Raw genomic sequence first — 21,439 nt, forward strand, 5'->3', positions numbered from 1 at the left:
CGCAAATATTGCGAAGGACAAACACTGTAGAGCTATCACTTTACAGTGTTGATAACAATGATGTTAAAGGATGAGATTAGAATGATTGTAATTGTAGAAGCTGTACGTACCGCGATGGGCGGTTTTCAAGGCTCACTTTCAAGCTGTACCGCACCAGATTTGGGTGCTGTAGTGATCAAGGAAGCGGTGGCACGTGCAGGTCTGGCAGCCAATGATATTGATGAAGTGATCATGGGGTGCGTATTGCCAGCCGGTTTAAAACAGGGGCCGGCACGTCAGGCCATGCGTCAGGCTGGTTTGCCAGATTCAACCGGTGCGACCACGATCAATAAAATTTGTGGTTCAGGCATGAAAGCGGTGATGCAAGCTGCAGATGCGATCAAGGCCGGTTCAGCAGAGATTGTGGTTGCAGGTGGTATGGAATCGATGTCAAACGCACCCTATTTAATGGACAAGGCACGGGCCGGATTCCGTATGGGGCATGGAAAAGTCATTGACCATATGTTCCAGGAAGGTCTGGAAGATGCGGAAACAGGTCTGTCGATGGGAATCCTTGCTCAGGAAATGGCAGATAAAAAGGGCTATACCCGTGAGCAGCAGGATGCCTATGCGATTGGCTCATTAAATAAAGCCGTGACCGCGGTGCAGCAAGGTTTCTTTAAAGATGAAATCGTACCGGTCACTGTCAGTAGCCGTAAAGGCGATGTCGTGGTAGAACAGGATGAACAGCCTTTAAATGCCAAGGCTGACAAAATTCCAACCTTACGTCCAGCTTTCAAAAAGGATGGAACAATTACTGCGGCAAATGCCAGCTCCATTTCTGATGGTGCTTCGGCACTGGTTGTGACTTCTAGTGAAATTGCCGCGCAGCGCAACTTAAAGCCGCTGGCTAATATTGTGGCCTATGCCAGCCATTCGCAGCATCCATCAGAATTCACCATTGCACCAGTGGGCGCGATTGAAAAAGTCTTGCAAAAAACGGGTTGGGATGCTCAGGACGTAGACCTTTGGGAAATCAATGAAGCTTTTGCCATGGTAACCATGTTAGCAATAGATGCTTTTAAACTTGATCCAGCAAAAGTGAACGTTAATGGTGGGGCATGTGCGCTTGGTCATCCCCTAGGTTCTTCCGGTTCCCGAATTATTGTGAGCTTGATTCATGCCTTAAAGCGTACTGGTGGCAAGAAAGGCATTGCAGCACTGTGTATTGGCGGTGGGGAAGCAACAGCGATTGCTGTAGAACTGATTTAAGTCTTTTCATAATTGCATGATCATATGCTTAAAGTAGCAAACTTAAATATTTTTTGAATTAGACCACAATGCTTCTGGTACGCCAGGAGCAGGTGTCTCTTTATTTTTAATTTTTGAGAATTTTTATGAACGGTTTAGAGCGTATTCGTTTGCTCGCATTACAAGATAAAGTAGTTCCTGTAGAAAAAGCACTACAATTGATTCAAGATGGTGATGTAATTGGTTTGAGCGGTTTTGGCGGCGCCGGTGAAGCGAAAACTGTGCCTTTGGCATTGGCTGAATATGCCCGGCAGCATCCGATCCATATTACCTTGGCGACAGGTGCAAGTCTGGGGAACCGGATTGATGGGAAACTGAATGAAGCTAACGTTATAACCCGCCGTTATCCTTATCAGGCTGATCCTTCTTTACGTCAGGCCATCAATAATGGTGAAGTGATGTATATCGATCAGCATCTTTCTGAACTGGCAGACAATATCCGTCATAAAAACCTGCCGGCGATTAATGTAGCTATAATTGCCGCAACGGCCATTACTGAAGATGGCCAGATTATTCCGACCGGTTCTTGTGGAAACTCGGCGAATTTCATCGAAATGGCAGATCGGGTCATTGTTGAAATTGATACAACAGTTAATCCGGTGCTAGAAGGCGTACATGATATTTATTTGCCTAAAACCCGTCCAAACCGTGGCCCGATTCCTTTGACGCAAGCCAGTGACAAGATAGGTACAATCGGAATCCATGTTGCACCTGAAAAAATTGCTGCGATTGTCATTAATGAGATTCCGGATACTTCTTTCGCAATGGATGAGCCGGATGAAGAAACACTGGCGATTGCCAGCCACTTAATTCAATTCTTTGAAAATGAAGTCGCCGCAGGACGATTACCTGAAAATCTGGGGCCGCTGCAGTCCGGAGTAGGTTCCGTGGCAAATGCCGTATTTGCAGGTTTTGAACATTCTAATTTCAACCATCTGGAAATGTATTCTGAAGTCCTGCAAGACTGTACTTTCCAGCTTATCGATTCAGGAAAAATGACCTTTGCTTCTGGTTGTTCCATGACCCTGAGCGATGAATGTGCGGCACGGGTGATGAAGAATTTTGATCAGTACAAAGATAAAATTGTCTTACGCCCGCAAGAACTTTCCAACAACCCTGAGCTGATTCGCCGTCTGGGTATAATTGCAATCAATACCGCACTGGAGTTTGATATTTACGGGAATGTGAATTCAACCCATGTCGCTGGCACCAAGATGATGAATGGTATTGGCGGCTCAGGTGATTTTACCCGTCATGCACATATTGCGATTTTTGTGACTAAATCCTATGCCAAAGGTGGTGCGATTTCGTCTGTGGTTCCACTGGTGAGCCATACAGATCATACTGACCATGACGTGGATATTCTGGTAACAGAGCAAGGTTTGGCCGATCTGCGCGGATTGGCACCACGTGAACGTGCCCGCAAGATTATCGATATTTGTGCTCATCCCGATTATCGTAAAAGTCTGAATGATTACTTTGAGCGCGCCTGTGCGCATGGTGGGCAAACACCGCATTTGTTAAATGAAGCTTTGTCCTGGCATGCCCAGTTTGAAGAAACCGGTTCAATGAAAATTGCTTAGTTCTCTTTCTTAAAATAAGCCCAAAATAAAGCCTGTGAATCACGGGCTTTATTTATTGTACTAGATAAATATTTTAGTTCTGAATCAGACGTGGGTTATTAAAGACTTTATCCAAGATATGCCGATGAATGAAACGCAGTTTATCTTTCACAGCTTCAGTCAGCTTAAAGGGGTAAGCATCTTCCAGACCCATACTGCGGTTTAAGGCATTCAAATTAAAAGTCAGGGTGACCCAGTTTTCCAGGATATGTTCAAAATCCTGTCCACCAATCGGGCATTCTTTAAAGTCCATACTGGCTAGATTTCGGCCATTACCTTCCACGCGTAGACCGGCATAAAATGCAGTTTCCAGTGTTTCCATGATATGCAGATAATGTGACCAGGTTTCAGCCCAGTCTTCCCAGGGATGGGCTGTGGCATAGGGACTAATATATTTTTCATGCCAGTTGATAGGCGCACCTTGATTATAGTGCCTCTCTAGTGCTTCACTATAATTTTGCCGCTCATCTCCAAAATAATGGCGAAGTTCATCGAGTAATTCCGGATGTAGATGCTGGATGACATTAAAATAAAAATGCCCACTTTCATGACGAAAATGCCCTAATAATGTCCTGTAATTTTCACCCATATTGACCCGGGTTGTTTCCCGATAAACCACATCGGCCTCGAAGGCATTTAAGGTAATCACCCCATTGGCATGGCCGGTAAGTACTGGCTTGTCTTTTTCAGGAAGAAGAAAATCAAAACGCAAACCTAATGGATCATCATCCGAATGTTTTGGACGAGGCATAATGTTCATACGTTGGGTCAGATATAGAAACCGGCGTTTGGCTTCCTCAAGCCGATACCAGTAAATCATGTTTTCGGCATTTTCCAGATTTGGAATTACATGAGTCAGCTGGCAGGATTCGCAAAAATCTTCCTCGTCATCTACGGGGATCATCCAGTTACATACCTGATGATGGGTATAGTTATAACAAGGTTTATAACGGGAATATTGATACTTCTCGGCAACGGGAACCCACTCCTGAGCATTCAGCTTTTTAAATGTCGTCATTTCTTTTTCGGATGCGATATAGCCGATAGGAGAAAGGCAGTGATCACATACGAATTTGGCGAAAAAGATCTGCTGTTCGCAAACTGGACATTCAAAATACTTCATCGATACTCCCTGCAAAATGAATGAATTACAATGAATTACTGAAACTCTATAATTTATATTCAGATTGCATTGCGGAATTTTATCCTGTTTAAAAATTCATCATAAAAATTTCTTAAAAAACACTATGTTGATTAATTGTAAAATGCGTGTGATCAATTATTCATTAAATTATAGTTTAGTGACTGTTTATAGACGAAAAGCTGACAGAAATAAAAAAACCGATGAACTGACTTATGTATTTTTTTCTTAAATAAAAACGAGAGTATCAATTTAAAAAAACTGAATAATGCAAACTATAAAAAAATTAGAGATCAAAAATTATTGAAAAAAATTGATTGAATAGCGTTTTTCATAAGACCTAATTGGTATATATTTTCCTCAATGTTAAAACATACATCGTGCAGAAAAATAAATTATTTTTCATTTTATAGTTCTGCTTTTGGGGTATTAAAATATGATGAAGATAAGAAAAGCCACTGTTCAGGACACACTAGCAATTGCGAACGTCATTGCCCCATTTGTTGATGTCTTGATTTCTAGTGAAGAGGGACGCAAGCGTTTTCAACCTGAAATTCTTCAGACCATTTTTGATCGAGCTGATATTCATTATTTTGTTGGAGAAATTAATCAAAAAATTGTGGGCGTGGTGGCCTATATGGAACCTGCACACTTCATGCACTTTTTTCTGGATCCAGCTTATCAGGGGCAGGGATATGGACGACAAATGTGGAATTTTTTAGAAGAACAAATCTGTAATCAAGGGCATCAAAGGATCACAGTCAAATCCAGTTTATATGGCTTCAATATTTATAAAAAATTTGGTTTTGTAGAAACAGGTGAACTTACTCATGAACATGGCATTCGCTTTATTCCAATGGAAAAAGTTTATTCTGATGAAACATCTTCAGTCTCTTAAAATAGAAGAGCCGTTTATTATAAGTTAATCAAAGATCAGGAGTTATTTTCTTATTTATTAGCATAGTTGGAATCTGAGAAATCAATTTTATCCCTGTCAAATTGATAAATTTTAATTATTTTTAAATTAGAAAATTAAACTTTTAGCTATTAGCCATTATCTCTTTTTTAATTAGTCATAGATTGTACTAAGGCATAGAATTAATTCACTTTTACGGTACTAATGATCAGGGTATGGCAATCAGCTGGATTTTCTTTACTTTAATGGCTGCATTTATGCAGGCTTGGCGAAATGCCTTTCAAAAACAGCTCAGTACCACTGTCGATATTTGGGGCGTGACACTGGCACGTTTCCTGTTTGGCTTTCCGTTGGCCGGGCTTTACATTGCAGCTTTATACCACTTCAAACCGGTAGAAAGTGTGGTGCATTTTACCCCGAAGTACTGGATCTATATCCTGATTGCGGGTATCAGCCAGATTCTGGCAACCGCCTTGATGGTGCAGCTGTTTAAACAGAAAAATTATGCGATTGGCGTTGGACTGGCAAAAAGTGAAGCGATTCTGGCAGCCATTATCGGAGTGATTTTTCTATCAGATCATCTTTCTGTACTGGCATGGATCGGGGTGCTGATCGGTGGTTATGCTGTGTTTTTGCTTAGTAAAGGCAATCAGCTGACCGGCTTATCCACCAAGACTTTAGCCATCGGAATCGGCAGCGGTTTGAGCTTTGCTATTACTTCACTCTTGGTACGTGAAGCCAGTCTGGAACTACCGATGTTGCCAACCGTGCATCGTGCTTCATGGGTACTGATTTCAGTGATTGGTTTCCAGTGCATCAGTATGCTGATTTACCTCAGTCTGTTTAGCCGAAAAACCTTAGTTGCCATGTGGCAACGTTTGGGGCTTACTTTTAAAGTCAGTTTTTGTAGCTTTATGGCCTCCCTTGGCTGGTTTACCGCCATGAGTATGATGAGCGTGCCAATCGTGAAAACCTTGGGACAAATCGAAATCCTATTCAGTCTGCTAATCTCCGCTTATTTCTTTAAAGAAAAACTGGCGCGTGCCGAACATTGGGGCTTGGGGCTGGTGGTGATTGCAGCGATGCTAGTGATCTGGGCTTAACAAATACTCGAATAAAAGAAAGCCACGAATTATCGTGGCTTTTTTATAAGAATGAATTAAGCAGCAAGAAAAGTTTGTACTGCCTGATTAAAGGCTTCCGGTTGTTCAATATTGGAAATATGCGAAGCATTGATTTCAAACAACTGGCTATTCGCAATACGTTGCTGCATAAACTGTCCATCTGCAACAGTCGTCACCGGATCCTGCTGACCCGCAATAATCAGCACAGGGATTTGAATGCTACTAAGTTGTTCGCGGACATCCGCCTTAGCCAGAGCTTCACAGCAGTTTGCATAGCCTTCTGGGCTGCCAGCTCCGAGGTCGTTTGAAAGTTCTGCAACGACTGCCGGGTTGCTCTGGATAAAGGGATCGGTAAACCAGCGTGATGCCGCAGTTGCAGCAATCGGAGCAAGACCTTGCTCACGGACAAGCGCAGCACGGTCTTGCCATGCCTGTTCCTGGCCAATTTTGGCTGCAGTATTGCAGACAATCACCTGGCTAAAACGTTCTGGCTTATGAATCGCTAACCATTGACCGGTTAAGCCACCCATAGAAATACCACAGAATGCTGCTTTTGCAATGTTCAAATGATCCAGAAGATTCACTATATCCTGACCCAACTGCTCCAGGCTATACGGGCCTTGCGGTGCTTCCGAACCACCATGACCACGGGTGTCATAGCAGATTACGTAATAATCTTGCTGGAAATGCGCAATCTGTGGCTGCCACATGCTGTATTTGGTGCCCAGTGAATTGGAAAATACCAATGCAGGTTTGCTAGCATCCCCAAAAGTCTGGTAATTAATCTGGGCATCATTTGATGTAAATATTGGCATTTGTTATTCCTTTTATTTCCTTCTAAAAGTTCCTCCCTGAACAAGGCATAAGCACTGCTTAAGCCTTGTGCAAGAAAGGGAGGTTAGGAGGGATTTTTTAAACACGTTCAATAATCAGCGCGATACCTTGGCCTACGCCAATGCACATAGAGCAGAGGGCATATTTCCCGCCAGTCCGTTCAAGCTGGTTCAAGGCCGTGGTCACCAGACGGGCACCGGAAGCACCAAGTGGATGACCAAGGGCAATCGCACCACCATTCGGGTTTACATGTGCGGCATCATCCGGAAGACCTAAGTCACGGGTTACCGCCAGTGCCTGTGCGGCAAAGGCTTCATTCAGCTCAATCACATCCATTTGCTCAAGAGTTAAACCCGTTTGAACAAGCAATTTTTTAATGGCAGGTGTCGGACCAAAGCCCATAATGCGTGGCTCTACACCGACAACCGTTGAACCAATAATTTTGGCACGTGGTTTTAAACTATAGTGTTGAACGGCTTCATCGGATGCAATCAGGAGTGCCGCTGCACCATCGTTAATGCCAGAAGCATTGCCTGCCGTCACCGTACCATCTGCTTTGACGACTGGTTTTAACTTAGTTAATCCTTCCAGTGTTGTAGAAGCACGAGGATGTTCATCAGTATCTACCACAACTGGTTCGCCTTTACGCTGAGGAATGACCACGGGCACGATTTCATTTTTAAAGAAACCTTTGGCTTGTGCTGCTGCTGTACGTTGCTGGCTGGTCAGGGCAAACTTGTCTTGATCTTCACGATTAATATTGAACTGTTCTGCCACGTTTTCAGCAGTTTCCGGCATGGTTTCCACGCCATACAGTTCTTTCAGTTTCGGGTTGATAAAACGCCAGCCCATGGTGGTGTCTTCAATTTTCTGGCTACGGCCATAAGCGGTTTCTGCTTTACCCATGACAAAAGGGGCGCGTGACATGGATTCCACACCACCAGCCACAATCAGATTCGCTTCACCGGCTTTAATGGCACGTGCCGCAATCGCTATTGCATCCAGGGAGGATCCGCAAAGACGGTTAATGGTAGTGGCTGGCACTTGATAAGGTACACTTGCAAGCAGTGCTGACATACGACCCACGTTGCGGTTGTCTTCACCGGCCTGGTTGGCACAGCCGTAGATAATGTCATCAACTTTTTCCCAGTTGATACTTGGGTTGCGTTCCATCAAGGCTTTAATCGGGATCGCGCCAAGATCATCAGCACGAACAGGTGCCAGCCCACCAGCATAGCGACCGAATGGGGTACGAATGGCATCAATGATATATGCATTTTTCATTTATTAAATTCCTTGTTCCTTTAAATCCCCCTAAATCCCCCTTTATCAAAGGGGGACTTTTCCTCCCTTTCTTATGCTGAATTTTAAAAGCTGTGCTTTAAAACTCACTCAGGGAGGTTAGGAGGGATTATTAACCCTGTGTCGCATCAATCAGTGGTGCACCCGTCATGGACTGCAATTCTTCAAATGACAGACCTTCGACTTTTTCAATGACTTTCATGCCTTCAGGAGTGACATCAATTACACACAGGTCAGTATAGATGCGGTCCACACATTTCAGGCCAGTCGCAGGATAAGTCAGTTCAGCCACAATCTTAGGTTCGCCTTTTTTAGTGACGTGATCAGTAGTGATAAAGACTTTCTTGGCGCCGACGGCCAGATCCATCGCGCCACCGACAGCAGGAATTGCATCTGGTGCACCGGTATGCCAGTTGGCCAGGTCACCATTTTCAGCGACTTGGAAAGCACCCAAAACTGCGATATCTAAGTGTCCGCCGCGCATCATCGCAAAAGAATCCCCATGATGGAAAAAAGCACCGCCAGTCAGCATGGTCACAAATTCTTTACCGGCATTGATCAGTTCAGGGTCTTCTTCACCTTTGGCAGGTGGCGGGCCAAAAGCTAGCAAGCCATTTTCAGAATGCAGGAAAACATCCTTGTCTGTAGGCAGATAGCTGGCAATCTTGGTCGGCAGGCCAATACCAAGGTTGACATAGGTACCATCAGGAATGTCTTGTGCCACACGTTCAGCGATCTGGTCACGGGTCAGTTTGCTATAGCTCATTATTTATCTCCGATGCCAATTATTGTGCAGGTTTAACTTGAACAACGTGTTGAACAAAAATTCCCGGGGTGATGATGTGTTCCGGATCCAGTGTACCCAGTTCAACCACTTCAGAAACTTGAGCAATCGTCACATCCGCAGCCATCGCCATAATCGGGCCGAAGTTACGTGCGGATTTACGGTAAACCAGATTGCCCCAGCGATCGCCTTTATGCGCCTTGATCAGGGCAAAGTCTGCTTTAATTGGATTTTCTAAAACGTACTCTTTGCCTTCATAATTCAGGGTTGGCTTGCCTTCCGCCAGCAAGGTACCAAAACCGGTAGGCGTGTAGATTGGCCCTAGCCCCATACCTGCAGCCTGAATCCGGCAGGCCAGGTTTCCTTGCGGCACCAGTTCCAGCTCGATTTTTCCGGCACGGTACAGCTCGTCAAAGACCCATGAGTCTGACTGGCGCGGGAAAGAGCAGATGATTTTACGTACTGCGCCAGTCTTTAGCAGTTTTGCCAGACCATAGTCGCCATTACCAGCATTATTATTGACAATAATAAGATCCTTGATTCCCAATTCGATCAGACCATCAATCAGTTCAGCAGGCTGACCCGCTGTCCCAAATCCGCCGATCATAATGGTAGAACCATCCTTGATCTGGGAAAGTGCTTCTTTCAATGATAATGAACTTTTATCTATCATAATCTGGTCCTTACATACCCTAAACTAATGGATGTCTTTAAATTCGTTTTGAATCTGATGTTGCAACCGGAACAGCATTACGGTCTTTCTGTGACAGCAGAAAATGTGCTACCAGGCCAATACAAATCCCCCAAAAGACTGAACTCAGCCCCAAGAAATGCATGCCGGAAGCAGTTGCTAAAAAGGTGATCAGTGCGGCATCACGTTGCGACTCTTTGCCCATCGCCATAGAGATGTTAGTGGCAATTGCTCCGAGTAAGGCCAGTCCTGCCAAAGCTGCAATTAATTCCTTCGGCATCAGGCTAAACAGCATGACAATGCTGCCGGCAAACAGGCCGCCTAAAATATAAAAAAGCCCGTTCGCCACACCCGCGATATAACGCTTTTCTTTCAGCTCGTGCGCGTCTTTGCTTAAACACAATGCGGCCGTAATAGAGGCCAATACAATAGTAATCCCCCCCACACAGGCTACTGCGAGCGAGGCAATACTGGTTGCACTGATAATTGGCTTGGCAGGCATGTCATATCCACTGATCTTGATAATGGCCATTCCTGGTAAGAACTGGCCCGACAGACTGACCAGAATAAGCGGGAGGGCCAGATTCAGGGTGGAACTCCAAGTCCATTCCGGTGCAATAAATTGCGGAATTGCCAGACTGAAATCTGCCGTGACCGGATTAATCTTGCCCAGCAGCATGCTTAAAATCACACCGGCAACCAGCACCCAGACCATGGCATAACGTGGACTGAAACGCTTGGCCAGCAAAAACACCGCCAGCATGCCAAAGACGATATAGGGCATGGTATCGGTCGCGGTGAACAGTCCTAAACCAAACTGCAGTAAAATTCCGGCCATCATTCCGGCAGCGACTTCCTGGGGAATCCAGGACAGCAATTTGTCGAAATAACCGGTAATCCCAATGAGAAAAATCACCACAGCAGAGGTGATATAGGCCGCAACCGCTTCATTGAGCGAAATATCGGGAAACAGCGTGACCAATAGTGCCGTTCCGGGCGCAGACCAGGCGGTGACAACAGGTATTTTGTATTTAATCGATAAAAAGATACCTGCGAGCGCCGCACCAATAGAAATTCCCCAAATCCATGAAATCATCATGTCTGGGGAAACCTGGGCTTGCTGCGCTGCCTGGAAAAAAATGATCAGTGGTCCTGAATAGGAAATCAGCACTGCTAGAAATCCTGCAACAGTCGCTGAAATTGACCAGTCATTTTTTAATGTCTGAAACAGGGTGTTCATTGGTAATGTGCCTCCTTGCGTCGAACCATGAGCCTGTCAAAAATCGTGATGATCAGGACTAGCCTTGATCTCCACCACCGACCGGTACTACGGTACCTGTCATATAAGATGATTCATCTGAAGCCAGGAACAGAATGGCATTGACCTGTTCCTGGATCGTGCCATAGCGTTTCATATGGCTGCGATCCTTGGTCTGGTCGACCACATCCTGCATCCATTGTTCTTCCTGTTCGCTCAGCGGTTTGGCATTGCGTGGAATCTTGCGTGGCGGTGCTTCGGTACCACCTGTTGCCACAGCATTCACGCGGATACCATCTTTGGCATAGGCAAAGGCTAGGGAAGCGGTCAGCGCATTCACGCCACCTTTGGATGCTGAATACGGCGCACGATGAATCCCACAGGTTGCAATCGAAGACACATTCACGATGGTGCCTTGTTGCTGCTTGATCATTTGCGGTAGTACTGCACGGCAGCACCACATTGTTGGGAAAAGAGAGCGGTTCACTTCCTTGATGATTTCTTCTTCAGAGAATTCTTCAAAAGGTTTCATCCAGATGGCACCACCCACGTTATTGATCAGTACATCGACACGACCATAGGTATCTAAGGCTTTTTCAACGACAGATTGAGCACCCGCATAAGTTTCCAGATTTGCCTTGACGAAGATGGCATCACCGCCAGCCGCTTCGATTTCTGCCAGGGTTTCCTGCACATAGTCCGAAATATCGGCCAATACTACTTGTGCGCATTCAGCAGCAGCCTGGATGGCTACACCGCGACCGATGCCTTGCGCAGCACCAGTCACGATTACGACTTTATCTTCAAATCTTGGGTTACGGTTCATGAGATTCTCCGGCTTCTAAACTTAGTTGGCAGAGAATTTTTCAAACAAGAAGCTGGCAGGTTTGACACCTTCAGCATCCAGCCAGCCGCGAACCGCTTCAACCATTGGCACTGGACCACATAGGTAGATATCGACATCTCCAGCGTTCAGCCATTCGTTTTCGATATGATCGGTTACATAGCCTTTACGCTCATGTGCAGATTCTGGATTTGCGACCACTGTACGATATTCGAACCATGGGAATTTATCCTGTAGTTCATTCAGCTTTTCAATTGCGACCAGGTCGAAGTCATTGGTCACACCAAAGACCAGACGTACTGGATATTCAGAACCTTTTTCTTCCAGTACCTGTAACATTGACATAAATGGCGCGATGCCTGTACCACCTGCCAGCATCAATACCGGACGGGTCACATTACGCAGATAGAAGCTGCCGAATGGACCGGTAAAGGTCATTTTGTCACCCGCTTTTGCATCAGCGCTGAGGAAACTCGACATTTTGCCGTTCGGGACATTACGAACTACAAAACCAGTTAAACGGTTGCCCGGCTTGGAACTGAATGAGTAAGAACGGGTTTCAGTGGTGCCAGGAATGCCGACATTGACATATTGTCCGGCCAGAAAATGGATATCTGGTTGACCATCATCGAGTTGAATATCAAAGGTAATGGTGGAATCAGACAGGTTTTCTACACGGGCCAACGTACCTTGAAATGCATGAATCTCGGTTTTACAGACATCAGAGGAGGCCTGAATTTGGAACACGGCATCCGAAGTCGGTTTACATTGGCAAGCCAGAATAAAACCTTCTGCGGCTTCTTCTGGTGTCAGTGCATCTTCAATGTACATTTCTTCAGGCATGTCATACGCACCTGATTCACAAAAAGCGCGGCACGTTCCACATGCACCGTCACGGCAATCTAGAGGGATATTGATCTTTTGACGGTAAGCTGCATCGGACAGGGTTTCGCCTTGGGCAACACTAATAAAACGTGTAACGCCATCTTCAAATTGGAGTGCAACATTGTGGTTTGACATGGCTGAATATCCTATATAAATCTTTGAAACTAGACCTTTCAGCCATATTTCCCTGGCTGAAAGGTTTTTTGACCTTGCTGTCGAAACAGTCTTAGAGGTGATAAATGTCGATAACCTGGTTGATGTAATCGTTTTTCAGCACCACGTATTTGCTTAAAATCTGTGGTTTTTCGCCTGAAAAATTGATTACATAACGAGACATACCAAAGTAGCTGTAACTGGTTTTGTAGCGGAAACTCAGGGTATTCCAGTTAAAGCGCACAGTGACCTTGTCGCCGTCACGTTCCACAATTTCAATATTGCAGATGTTGTGACTAGTACGGGTATCCGGCATGGTGGCAGATGAACGCTCCGTCTTGATGCGGAACACACGGTCCTCAAGACCCTGACGGTCAGGGTAGTAGATCAGTGAGATTTCAGACTGTGGGTCTTCAGTCAGACGGTCATCATCATCCCAAGCTGGCATCCAGAAAGAAGCAGTAGGAGCGTAGCACTGTAACCAGTCATCCCATTGCTCATCATCTAAAAAGCGGGCTTCCTGATACAGGAACTGTGCAATGTTTTCTAAAGTGATGTCGCTCATGCGGTTTCTCCTTCAGTGTTTGCAGCAATTTCTTTTTCAGTCGCAATGCCTTTTTTGATCAGTTCTAACCAGTACTGGTGTTGTGCCAGATATAAGCCTTCATCTTCAGTTTTAATGCCGGACAGTTTTGGTTTCAGACCAATTTCATTGGCTGCATCATCCGGCCCTTGAATCCAGTGCTTAGAACCACGGCACATGTCGTTCCATTCCAGTGCGATCCCGGCATAACCAGCCTGACAGGCACGGAATTCTTCCAGATCGTCCGGAGTTGCCATACCAGAAGCATTAAAGAAGTCTTCATACTGACGGATACGGCGAGTGCGTGCTTCCGGCTCTTCACCGACAGGACCGATACAGTAAATGGTCACTTCAGTCTTATCGACAGAGATCGGACGCAGGACACGAATTTGTGAGCCGAACTGATCCATAAAGTAAACGTTTGGATAGATACACAGGTTACGTGAACGCTCAATCATCCATTTCGCCATGGCTTCGCCATAACGCTCGGTATATTCATCTTTCTTGGCAAAGTTTGGACGGTCTTCCGGGTTGGCCCATTGTGTCCAAAGCAGCATGTGACCATGTTCAAAGCCGTAAGAACCACCGCCTTGTTTGCCCCATGAACCTGCGCTCATGGCACGAATATTATCGCCAGCTTCTTTTTCCTTACGTTGCTGAGTCGTTGCAGCATAGTTCCAGTGCACGGCAGAGACGTGATAACCATCGGCACCGTTTTCTGCAGTCAGCTTCCAGTTACCTTCATAGGTATAAGTCGATGAACCGCGTAAAACTTCCAGACCTTGCTCAGACTGACCCACGATCATGTCGATGATCTTCGTGGCTTCACCCAGGTATTCTTCCAGAGAAGGAACATCCGGATTCAGGCTGCCAAACAAGAAGCCTTTGTAATTTTCAAAACGGGCTACTTTTTTCAGGTCATGAGAACCGTCCTGGTTAAAGCAATCTGAATAGCCTGCATCAGCCGGGTCTTTCACTTTTAACAGCTTGCCTGAGTTATTGAATGTCCAGCCATGGAATGGGCAGGTATAGGTTGCTTTATTGCCACGCTTATAACGGCACAGTTGTGCACCGCGGTGAGAGCAGGCATTGATCATGGCATTTAGTTCGCCATTACGATTACGTGCAATGATGATTGGCTGACGGCCAATATGGGTTGTGTAGTAATCATTGTTGTGGGGAATCTGGCTCTCATGGGCCAGATAAACCCAGTTTCCTTCAAAGATATATTTCATTTCCAGATCAAACAGGGCTTGATCAGTAAATACGGAACGGTGCAGTTTAAATTCACCAGATTCAAAATCATCGACCAGTAATTCATCAATACGGTCTAAATGGCTGGTGTTAATTACAGGAATACGAGGCATGTCCAGTCTCCGACTTTCCAAGGAGGGGAAGTCATCGGGATGTTGCTCAGACTGACATCCCGATTCCATTTTGAATTAAGCGCTTGCGCGACGACGTTCTACTTCAGTGCTTGGTGCAGCAGCCTGGTCTTTCACCAGTTCGATATTGAACTGGATATGTTTGAATGGACCATTTAAACCACGGCGTGCGATTTCAGCTTCATCGGTCACATCAACAGCAGTTGCGACCAGACCATCACGTGTGGCGAATGCAAAGTCATCCCACAGGTATTGATCGCCTTCGATGTTGAACTGTGTGGTTAACTTCCGATAACCCGGCGCAGATACGAAGTAATGCACATGAGATGGGCGGTTACCGTGACGACCTAATTTGTCCAGTACGAACTGGGTGGTACCTTCAGGCGGGCAACCATAACCGACCGGCATGGTGGTCAGCGCAATATATTTACCGTCTTGATCGGTAAAGATAGAACGGCGCAGGTTAAAGTCCGATTGTGACTTGTCAAAGAAAGAGTAGTTGCCCAGGCTGTTGGCATGCCAGACTTCAACTTTTGCACCTTCAATGATGTTGCCGTCAGTATCGGTCACTGTGCCTTCAATAATCAGGGTTGGAATTTTGCCTTCTTCAGAACCGTCATCCATACGCGCAAAACCAACGGACTCAGGTGCACCTGCAACATAGAGCGGGCCTTCGATGGTACGTGGTGTACCACCAGTAATGCCGGCTTTGGCATCTGCTTCATCCGCGCGTAAGTCTAAGTAATGTTCCAGACCCAGACCTGCAGCCAGTAAGCCTAATTCATTAGCTTGACCTGCATCAGTAAAGTATTCCAGACCTTTCCAGAGTTCAGTCTGAGAAATATCAAGATCTTCGATCGCTTGGAAAAGATCACCTAATAAACGTACAACAACTTGTTGTACACGCTCATCTACTGGTCCTGTCGCTGTGTCGACATTCATTTTTTTAACCAGTGCATCAATTTCTTGGCGGTTCATACTATTGCTCCTAAAGTATGTCTTTCATATTTTAGTGGCGCATGTTTTAGCATTCGTTTGGCTGGCTAAATCTTGCTGGCCACAAGTCCTTTTGGATTACCCTCAGGTGTATGGATGGGAAGAAAAATCTTTCATTTCCATTCCCGAATTTATTCATTACTTGTCATCATCTCGAATCGACGAGGGATGGCGGTTCAATGCCATGACTTCGATGTTCATATACGGGTAGAGCGGCAAGCCTTGTAGCAGGTTGTGCAACTCTTCATTGCTTTCAACATCAAAAATACTGATGTTTGAATACTGCCCGGTGATACGCCAGATATGACGCCACTTACCCTGGCGTTGCAGATCCTGTGAATAAGCTTTTTCAACTGCCTTAATTTCATTGGCCTGTTCAACCGGCATATCTTTTGGAATATTGACGTCCATTCGTACTTGGAAAAGCATGGGGTTCTCCTGGAATTATTGACGACGCAAGTTGTCAATTTTGTTTTCATCCAACTCAATACCCAGACCTGATCCTTTCGGAATCTCAAGTTCAAAGTTTTGATACTGGAGTGGGGTTTTTAAAATATCTTCAGTCAGTAGCAGGGGGCCAAACAGTTCGGTGCCATAAGCGAGACTTTCAAAAGTCGAGAATGCATGGGCAGAGGCGATCGTGCCCACCGGGCCTTCCAGCATGGTGCCGCCATACAGATCGATACCTGCCAGCTGTGCCACTTTTGCAACTTCACAACCTTCAATCAGGCCACCAGATTGCGCCACTTTGACTGCAAAAACTGATGAGCCATGCTGACGTGCGATCTGATAGGCAGACTGCGGACCCATCAAGGATTCATCCGCCATGATGGCGATATCAAAACGCTGGGTCAGACGTCGCATTGCATCCAGATTATCAATGGCACATGGCTGTTCAATCAGGTCAATGCCGCCGTCCTGGAGTAACTGAATGCCTTTAATCGCGTCTAGCTCTGTCCAGGCACGGTTCACATCAACACGGATCGAAATGTCTTTGCCTAATGCCTGTTTAATGGCAAGCACGTGTTCAACATCCTGTTCCACTGGACGAGAACCAATTTTCAGTTTGAAAATATTGTGGCGTTTGGCCGCAATCATTTTCTGGGCTTCAGCAATGTCTTTCTCGGTATTGCCAGATGCCAGGACCCACAGCACTGGTACGCTGTCACGTAAACGTCCACCTAGAATTTCACTCAGTGGCTGGTTCAAACGTTGTGCCTGAATATCCAGTAGCGCAGTTTGAATGGCACACTTGGCAAAACGGTTACCATTAATATTCTTTTTGATGGCTTGTAATGTCTGTGCAACATTCAAACCTGATAATGTTTTCAGAAGCGGTGCAAAGTAAGTCTCAATATTCACTTTGACACTTTCTGGGCTTTCTTCACCGTAGCCTAAACCGCCAATAGTGGTGGCTTCGCCCCAACCCACATAGCCGTCTTCGGTGGTGATTTTGACCAGGACCAGTGTCTGGGTTTGCATGGTTGCGACAGCCATCTTGTGAGGACGGATCGTCGGTATTTGAACCAGCAAGGTTTCAACTGACTTATACATAATTACGCTTCACATTCTTGCTTTAATGTTTTGACTTGATATACCTTAAAAGAATAATTTTGATTGGTCTAAGATCGATTTAGCATTTTTTTATACTTTAAAGGTATGCAATAATATGGAACTCAGGCATTTGCGTTACTTCGTCGCAGTCGTCGAAGAACAAAGTTTTACCAAGGCGGCAGAAAAACTGTTTATTGCTCAACCACCTTTAAGCAGACAGATACAAAATCTGGAACAGGAACTGGATATTCAGCTCTTTGAAAGAGGTAGCCGACCGCTTAAGACCACAGAAGCAGGTCAATTCTTCTATCAACATGCGGTTAAACTTTTGTCTAATGCGGAAGAAATCAAATCGATGACCAAGCGGATTGGTATCGCGGATCGCACCATTAGCATTGGTTTTGTTGGCTCGTTATTGTTCGGTTTGCTATCGCGTATTGTGTTTCTATTTAAGCAGCAACATCCCCAGCTCAAAATTGAGATGGTTGAAATGAATACTTCAGAGCAGATTCAGGCACTTAAAGAAGGGCGGATTGATGTAGGTTTTGGACGTTTAAGAATTTCAGATCCGGCAGTGAAACGGGTGTTACTGCGTGAAGAAAGGCTGATGGTCGCAGCACATTCCAGCCATTTTCTTTCCCATCGAGATGGCGTGAACCTGACTGAACTGGTGGATCAGCCACTCTTTTTATACCCGAATAATGGTAAGGCTAATTTTTCTACCCAGGTGCGCGGTATATTTTCCGAGTATGGGCTGGAACCGAAAAATATCCGTGCAGTCAGTGAATTGCAACTGGCGCTTGGTTTTGTGGCTGCCGGAGAGGGCGTCTGTATTGTGCCGGAAAGTGCCCAGAATATTCGTCTGGCACATTTAAACTTTATCCCTTTATTAGATGAATTTGCGGTCAGTCCGGTTTTTATGGCTATTCGTAATATGGATGAAAGTGAATATATTCGATATCTGTTTGATGCGGTCTATCAGGTCTATGATCTTGAAGCGATTAAATATGATCGTGCTGTATTTTAATTCAGATCAATACCTGTCTGGATCTTATAGGGAATAAAGCGAATCCATATTTTAATATTGAATGAAGGTTTCATTTTTTGGATGAATATCATTAAGGCATAGTAAATAAAGCCTTTTCTTTAAGGCAGACTTTATAGGTATAGAAGCATGCCTATTCAGTTTTGGACATTTATGCACATCTTCTGCATTGTGAATCTCATAAATTGAACTTCACAATTAGGAGGTGGAGATGTCTACAAATAAAGTGAATATAAATACGCTGATTGATGAAGCAAAGTTCACGCCATTTCATTGGGGCGTCCTGATCTGGTGTTTGCTGATCATTATTTTTGACGGTTATGACCTGGTAATTTACGGCGTGGCTTTACCGCTACTGATGCAGGAATGGGCACTCAGTGCAGTACAGGCAGGCATGTTAGCCAGCACCGCCTTGTTCGGTATGATGTTTGGAGCGATGAGTTTCGGCACTTTGTCCGATAAACTGGGACGTAAAAAAACCATCATGATCTGTGTCGCGATCTTTAGTGGTTTTACGTTTATCGGTGCCTTTGCAACATCACCTGTCGAATTCGGAATTTTACGTTTTCTTGCCGGACTCGGAATTGGTGGCGTGATGCCAAACGTCGTTGCCCTGATGACGGAATACGCACCAAAAAGGATTCGCAGTACATTAGTTGCCTTGATGTTTAGTGGCTATGCCATCGGAGGCATGACATCTGCTTTGCTTGGCGCATGGCTGGTACCACAGTTCGGCTGGAAAATCATGTTCTTGCTTGCGGGTACTCCTTTACTGTTCCTGCCGATACTCTGGAAATATTTACCAGAATCCCTGATGTATCTGACCAATAAGCAGCAAACGGCTGAAGCGCAAAATATTATCCAGAAAATCTCGCCAACCCAGGTAATTGGATCTGACACCCAGTTCGTCCTGAATGAAGTACAAAAAGGCGATGAAGCACCTTTAAAAGCATTATTTCAGCAAGGCCGCACATTTAGTACCTTTATGTTCTGGCTGGCATTTTTCATGTGTTTATTAATGGTCTACGCACTGGGTAGCTGGTTACCAAAACTGATGATCCAAGCCGGTTATTCTCTGGGTGCCAGCATGATCTTCCTGTTTGCCCTGAATATTGGCGGCATGATCGGGGCTGTTGGTGGGGGGTATCTGGCAGACCGTTTCCATATTAAAAAAGTGCTGACGATCATGTTCCTTTGCGGAGCAGCTTCTTTAATCCTGCTCGGTTATAACAGTCCGCAATTCGTGCTTTATAGCTTGATTGCTGTGGCCGGTGCAGCAACCATTGGTTCTCAAATCCTGCTCTACACCTTCGTGGCGCAATATTATCCATCAACGGTGCGTTCCACTGGCATGGGTTGGGCTTCCGGAATTGGACGTATCGGTGCGATCGTTGGACCGGTATTGACAGGTGCTTTACTCACCATGAATTTACCGCATCAAATGAACTTCTTTGCAATTGCGATTCCCGGTTTGATTGCTGCGCTGGCAATTTTCCTGGTGAACTTAAAGATGTCTGTAGAAGGTCAAGCCCTTGCTACACCTGAGATTCGCACTGATTCTCTCGCTGAAAAAGCAAGTTAATGGATTAAATATCAATTAATAAAGAAAACACTTCTAATGATAGAGATCGCCATCGTAAGCGGTGGTGATCTGTTGCTAGAATCGAGACGCATAATAAAAAAGTGAGTTTAGGATGAACACGAAACAATTATTTAATAATCAAACAATCACATTAAAACGCACGGTTCTGATGAGCATGATGGCAATGAGTTTAGGGGGTATCAGCTTGGCTACCCAGGCACAAACTCCAGCTCAGTCCAATCAGCAGGAAATTGAGCAGTTGCGTCAGGAGGTTCAAGCTCTACGCGCCTTGATTGAACAGCAGCAGACTCAGACAGCTGCTGTGACTGCACCTGTAGCGACAACGCCGGCACCTGCAAATACAGCAGTAGCCCCTGCGAGCAAACCTGTGATGAAAATTGCCAGTGGGGCCGAGTTTAATCTATACGGTAATATCCGTGCTGATGCCTCTTATCAGGCTGAGGGCGGTGCAGCGACACGTATGTATAACCAGATTAATGCAGTACCTCTTGAAGGCACAGGTGAACGCAGTGATGAGTTTAAATCCACGCTTTCAGCCACCCGTTTAGGGATGGATTTTAAAGCGCCCGTGGGTGCTGGGGATAATGCCTTAAGCGGTAAGGTTGAGGTCGATTTCCTGGGTGGAGCTGGTTTTGACAACCTGCGTATTCGCCATGCCTATATCAGCTATGCTGACTGGTTAATTGGTCAAACCTGGTCAAACTTTGCAACTCCGGACTATATTCCAGAAACTGTAGATGCACTGGTTTATGCTGGCGGTTCAATTAAACGGACTCCACAAGTTCGTCATACCAGCACCTTCAGCCCGGCTACCAATCTGGTACTGGCGGTAGAAGATCCAAAAGATGGTTCTATTAAGCAGCGTCTACCTGCTTTAACAGCACGGTTAAATCACAAATTTGCAGATAATCTTACCGTTAGTGCGCGTGCGATGGGCCATGAAAAACGTGTGAATGAAGATGAAAAAACTGCATGGGGTGTGGGTTTAGGTGCGAAATATGAGTTTGTTTCAGGCACCAGTCTTAAGGCAGATTATTATCATGTCAAAGGTGATAGCAGCTTTGTCTCTTACGCTAATCCTGGCGTAGTTCGAGCTCCTAATGGTGATCTTCTACAGAGTGAATTTGACTCGATTACAGTCGGTCTAACGCAGCAGTTTAATGATAAATTGCGTGGTACCGTAGGGTATGGTTATATGAATTTCGACCAAGATAATGGCTATCTTGCTGCTCCTGGTCTGACTCTAACAGCAGTGAACAAAGACCTTTGGCAGGCTTGGGCCAATGTGTTCTATAACCCTACAAAACCGCTGAGTTTTGGCCTGGAATATGTTTATGGTGAACGTGAAGCATTGGGTGCTGCACCAAATGGCAGTACAAAAGGTGAAGATAACCGAGTGAATGCCGTTGCAATTTACAGTTTCTAAGCT

The 21,439-nt window shown here is 45.3% G+C and carries 20 protein-coding genes; 7 read left to right on the forward strand and 13 right to left on the reverse strand.

Going from position 1 to position 21,439, the window contains the following annotated elements; all coding sequences use genetic code 11:
- The first annotated feature begins 75 nt into the window (after window positions 1–75).
- Both FTU03_RS06915 and FTU03_RS06920 read left to right on the forward strand, forming a co-directional pair.
- Complete coding sequence (locus FTU03_RS06915) at window positions 76–1,251, forward strand: thiolase family protein (protein WP_179992617.1); 1,176 nt, start codon at window positions 76–78, stop codon at window positions 1,249–1,251.
- A gap of 125 nt (window positions 1,252–1,376) precedes the next feature.
- Window positions 1,377–2,873: a succinate CoA transferase gene (locus FTU03_RS06920; RefSeq protein ID WP_179992603.1), complete on the forward strand. Its 1,497-nt coding sequence runs from the start codon at window positions 1,377–1,379 to the stop codon at window positions 2,871–2,873.
- Between the two features lie 73 nt (window positions 2,874–2,946).
- On the opposite strand, the gene FTU03_RS06925 is transcribed toward FTU03_RS06920, so the two are convergent.
- Window positions 2,947–4,035, reverse strand: a complete 1,089-nt coding sequence (locus FTU03_RS06925; protein ID WP_159122920.1) for a putative zinc-binding metallopeptidase — start codon at window positions 4,033–4,035, stop codon at window positions 2,947–2,949.
- A gap of 457 nt (window positions 4,036–4,492) precedes the next feature.
- On the opposite strand from FTU03_RS06925, the gene FTU03_RS06930 reads away from it, so the two are divergent.
- Together FTU03_RS06930 and FTU03_RS06935 are read left to right on the forward strand one after the other, a co-directional pair.
- Entirely contained in the window at window positions 4,493–4,951 is a 459-nt protein-coding gene (locus tag FTU03_RS06930) for a GNAT family N-acetyltransferase (protein WP_179992616.1), read from the forward strand.
- 233 nt (window positions 4,952–5,184) lie between these two features.
- On the forward strand, window positions 5,185–6,072 hold the full coding sequence (locus tag FTU03_RS06935; protein ID WP_179992602.1) for a DMT family transporter: 888 nt from the start codon (window positions 5,185–5,187) through the stop codon (window positions 6,070–6,072).
- Window positions 6,073–6,128: 56 nt separating this feature from the next.
- Here FTU03_RS06935 and pcaD read toward each other — a convergent pair whose 3' ends face one another.
- The 12 genes from pcaD to FTU03_RS06995 all read right to left on the reverse strand — a co-directional run bounded on the left by pcaD (window position 6,129) and on the right by FTU03_RS06995 (window position 17,362).
- On the reverse strand, window positions 6,129–6,908 hold the full coding sequence (gene pcaD / locus FTU03_RS06940) for a 3-oxoadipate enol-lactonase (protein WP_179992601.1): 780 nt from the start codon (window positions 6,906–6,908) through the stop codon (window positions 6,129–6,131).
- Between the two features lie 97 nt (window positions 6,909–7,005).
- A complete protein-coding gene (gene pcaF, locus FTU03_RS06945; protein ID WP_179992600.1) occupies window positions 7,006–8,211 on the reverse strand; it encodes a 3-oxoadipyl-CoA thiolase in 1,206 nt (401 codons plus the stop codon).
- A gap of 130 nt (window positions 8,212–8,341) precedes the next feature.
- Window positions 8,342–8,995: a 3-oxoacid CoA-transferase subunit B gene (locus FTU03_RS06950; RefSeq protein WP_179992599.1), complete on the reverse strand. Its 654-nt coding sequence runs from the start codon at window positions 8,993–8,995 to the stop codon at window positions 8,342–8,344.
- A 19-nt stretch (window positions 8,996–9,014) separates the two neighbouring features.
- The gene (locus tag FTU03_RS06955; protein WP_179992598.1) at window positions 9,015–9,686 is read right to left on the reverse strand and encodes a 3-oxoacid CoA-transferase subunit A; all 672 of its coding nucleotides are present in this window, start codon (window positions 9,684–9,686) and stop codon (window positions 9,015–9,017) included.
- Window positions 9,687–9,723: 37 nt separating this feature from the next.
- Window positions 9,724–10,944 (reverse strand): benzoate/H(+) symporter BenE, encoded by a 1,221-nt coding sequence (gene benE, locus FTU03_RS06960; protein WP_179992597.1) that lies wholly within the window; start codon window positions 10,942–10,944, stop codon window positions 9,724–9,726.
- Window positions 10,945–11,002: 58 nt separating this feature from the next.
- Entirely contained in the window at window positions 11,003–11,788 is a 786-nt protein-coding gene (benD, locus tag FTU03_RS06965) for a benzoate diol dehydrogenase BenD (protein WP_179992596.1), read from the reverse strand.
- 21 nt (window positions 11,789–11,809) lie between these two features.
- The gene (benC, locus tag FTU03_RS06970) at window positions 11,810–12,826 is read right to left on the reverse strand and encodes a benzoate 1,2-dioxygenase electron transfer component BenC (RefSeq protein WP_179992595.1); all 1,017 of its coding nucleotides are present in this window, start codon (window positions 12,824–12,826) and stop codon (window positions 11,810–11,812) included.
- A 91-nt stretch (window positions 12,827–12,917) separates the two neighbouring features.
- A complete protein-coding gene (gene benB / locus FTU03_RS06975; RefSeq protein WP_179992594.1) occupies window positions 12,918–13,409 on the reverse strand; it encodes a benzoate 1,2-dioxygenase small subunit in 492 nt (163 codons plus the stop codon).
- Entirely contained in the window at window positions 13,406–14,794 is a 1,389-nt protein-coding gene (gene benA / locus FTU03_RS06980) for a benzoate 1,2-dioxygenase large subunit (protein ID WP_179992593.1), read from the reverse strand. Before benA ends, benB begins: the two co-directional genes overlap by 4 nt.
- Window positions 14,795–14,869: 75 nt before the next feature.
- Window positions 14,870–15,790 (reverse strand): catechol 1,2-dioxygenase, encoded by a 921-nt coding sequence (catA, locus tag FTU03_RS06985; protein WP_179992592.1) that lies wholly within the window; start codon window positions 15,788–15,790, stop codon window positions 14,870–14,872.
- A 156-nt stretch (window positions 15,791–15,946) separates the two neighbouring features.
- Complete coding sequence (gene catC, locus FTU03_RS06990; RefSeq protein ID WP_104426111.1) at window positions 15,947–16,237, reverse strand: muconolactone Delta-isomerase; 291 nt, start codon at window positions 16,235–16,237, stop codon at window positions 15,947–15,949.
- A 15-nt stretch (window positions 16,238–16,252) separates the two neighbouring features.
- On the reverse strand, window positions 16,253–17,362 hold the full coding sequence (locus FTU03_RS06995; RefSeq protein WP_179992591.1) for a muconate/chloromuconate family cycloisomerase: 1,110 nt from the start codon (window positions 17,360–17,362) through the stop codon (window positions 16,253–16,255).
- A gap of 115 nt (window positions 17,363–17,477) precedes the next feature.
- On the opposite strand from FTU03_RS06995, the gene FTU03_RS07000 reads away from it, so the two are divergent.
- The 3 genes from FTU03_RS07000 (at window position 17,478) to FTU03_RS07010 (ending at window position 21,436) form a co-directional block, all read left to right on the forward strand.
- On the forward strand, window positions 17,478–18,389 hold the full coding sequence (locus FTU03_RS07000; protein WP_166138516.1) for a LysR family transcriptional regulator: 912 nt from the start codon (window positions 17,478–17,480) through the stop codon (window positions 18,387–18,389).
- 229 nt (window positions 18,390–18,618) lie between these two features.
- Window positions 18,619–19,989 (forward strand): aromatic acid/H+ symport family MFS transporter, encoded by a 1,371-nt coding sequence (locus FTU03_RS07005; RefSeq protein WP_179992590.1) that lies wholly within the window; start codon window positions 18,619–18,621, stop codon window positions 19,987–19,989.
- A 112-nt stretch (window positions 19,990–20,101) separates the two neighbouring features.
- Window positions 20,102–21,436, forward strand: a complete 1,335-nt coding sequence (locus FTU03_RS07010; RefSeq protein ID WP_179992589.1) for a DcaP family trimeric outer membrane transporter — start codon at window positions 20,102–20,104, stop codon at window positions 21,434–21,436.
- Window positions 21,437–21,439: the final 3 nt, after the last annotated feature.

This window comes from Acinetobacter sp. YH12046, assembly GCF_013419905.1.
Lineage (GTDB): Bacteria > Pseudomonadota > Gammaproteobacteria > Pseudomonadales > Moraxellaceae > Acinetobacter.

Bases quoted from the DNA above. Each gene is read 5' to 3' on its own strand.
- FTU03_RS06920 (WP_179992603.1), top strand. From the start codon at position 1,377: ATGAACGGTTTAGAGCGTATTCGTTTGCTCGCATTACAAGATAAAGTA.
- FTU03_RS06925 (WP_159122920.1), bottom strand. From the start codon at position 4,035: ATGAAGTATTTTGAATGTCCAGTTTGCGAACAGCAGATCTTTTTCGCC.
- FTU03_RS06930 (WP_179992616.1), top strand. From the start codon at position 4,493: ATGAAGATAAGAAAAGCCACTGTTCAGGACACACTAGCAATTGCGAAC.
- FTU03_RS06935 (WP_179992602.1), top strand. From the start codon at position 5,185: ATGGCAATCAGCTGGATTTTCTTTACTTTAATGGCTGCATTTATGCAG.
- pcaD (WP_179992601.1), bottom strand. From the start codon at position 6,908: ATGCCAATATTTACATCAAATGATGCCCAGATTAATTACCAGACTTTT.
- pcaF (WP_179992600.1), bottom strand. From the start codon at position 8,211: ATGAAAAATGCATATATCATTGATGCCATTCGTACCCCATTCGGTCGC.
- FTU03_RS06950 (WP_179992599.1), bottom strand. From the start codon at position 8,995: ATGAGCTATAGCAAACTGACCCGTGACCAGATCGCTGAACGTGTGGCA.
- FTU03_RS06955 (WP_179992598.1), bottom strand. From the start codon at position 9,686: ATGATAGATAAAAGTTCATTATCATTGAAAGAAGCACTTTCCCAGATC.
- benE (WP_179992597.1), bottom strand. From the start codon at position 10,944: ATGAACACCCTGTTTCAGACATTAAAAAATGACTGGTCAATTTCAGCG.
- benD (WP_179992596.1), bottom strand. From the start codon at position 11,788: ATGAACCGTAACCCAAGATTTGAAGATAAAGTCGTAATCGTGACTGGT.
- benC (WP_179992595.1), bottom strand. From the start codon at position 12,826: ATGTCAAACCACAATGTTGCACTCCAATTTGAAGATGGCGTTACACGT.
- benB (WP_179992594.1), bottom strand. From the start codon at position 13,409: ATGAGCGACATCACTTTAGAAAACATTGCACAGTTCCTGTATCAGGAA.
- benA (WP_179992593.1), bottom strand. From the start codon at position 14,794: ATGCCTCGTATTCCTGTAATTAACACCAGCCATTTAGACCGTATTGAT.
- catA (WP_179992592.1), bottom strand. From the start codon at position 15,790: ATGAACCGCCAAGAAATTGATGCACTGGTTAAAAAAATGAATGTCGAC.
- catC (WP_104426111.1), bottom strand. From the start codon at position 16,237: ATGCTTTTCCAAGTACGAATGGACGTCAATATTCCAAAAGATATGCCG.
- FTU03_RS06995 (WP_179992591.1), bottom strand. From the start codon at position 17,362: ATGTATAAGTCAGTTGAAACCTTGCTGGTTCAAATACCGACGATCCGT.
- FTU03_RS07000 (WP_166138516.1), top strand. From the start codon at position 17,478: ATGGAACTCAGGCATTTGCGTTACTTCGTCGCAGTCGTCGAAGAACAA.
- FTU03_RS07005 (WP_179992590.1), top strand. From the start codon at position 18,619: ATGTCTACAAATAAAGTGAATATAAATACGCTGATTGATGAAGCAAAG.
- FTU03_RS07010 (WP_179992589.1), top strand. From the start codon at position 20,102: ATGAACACGAAACAATTATTTAATAATCAAACAATCACATTAAAACGC.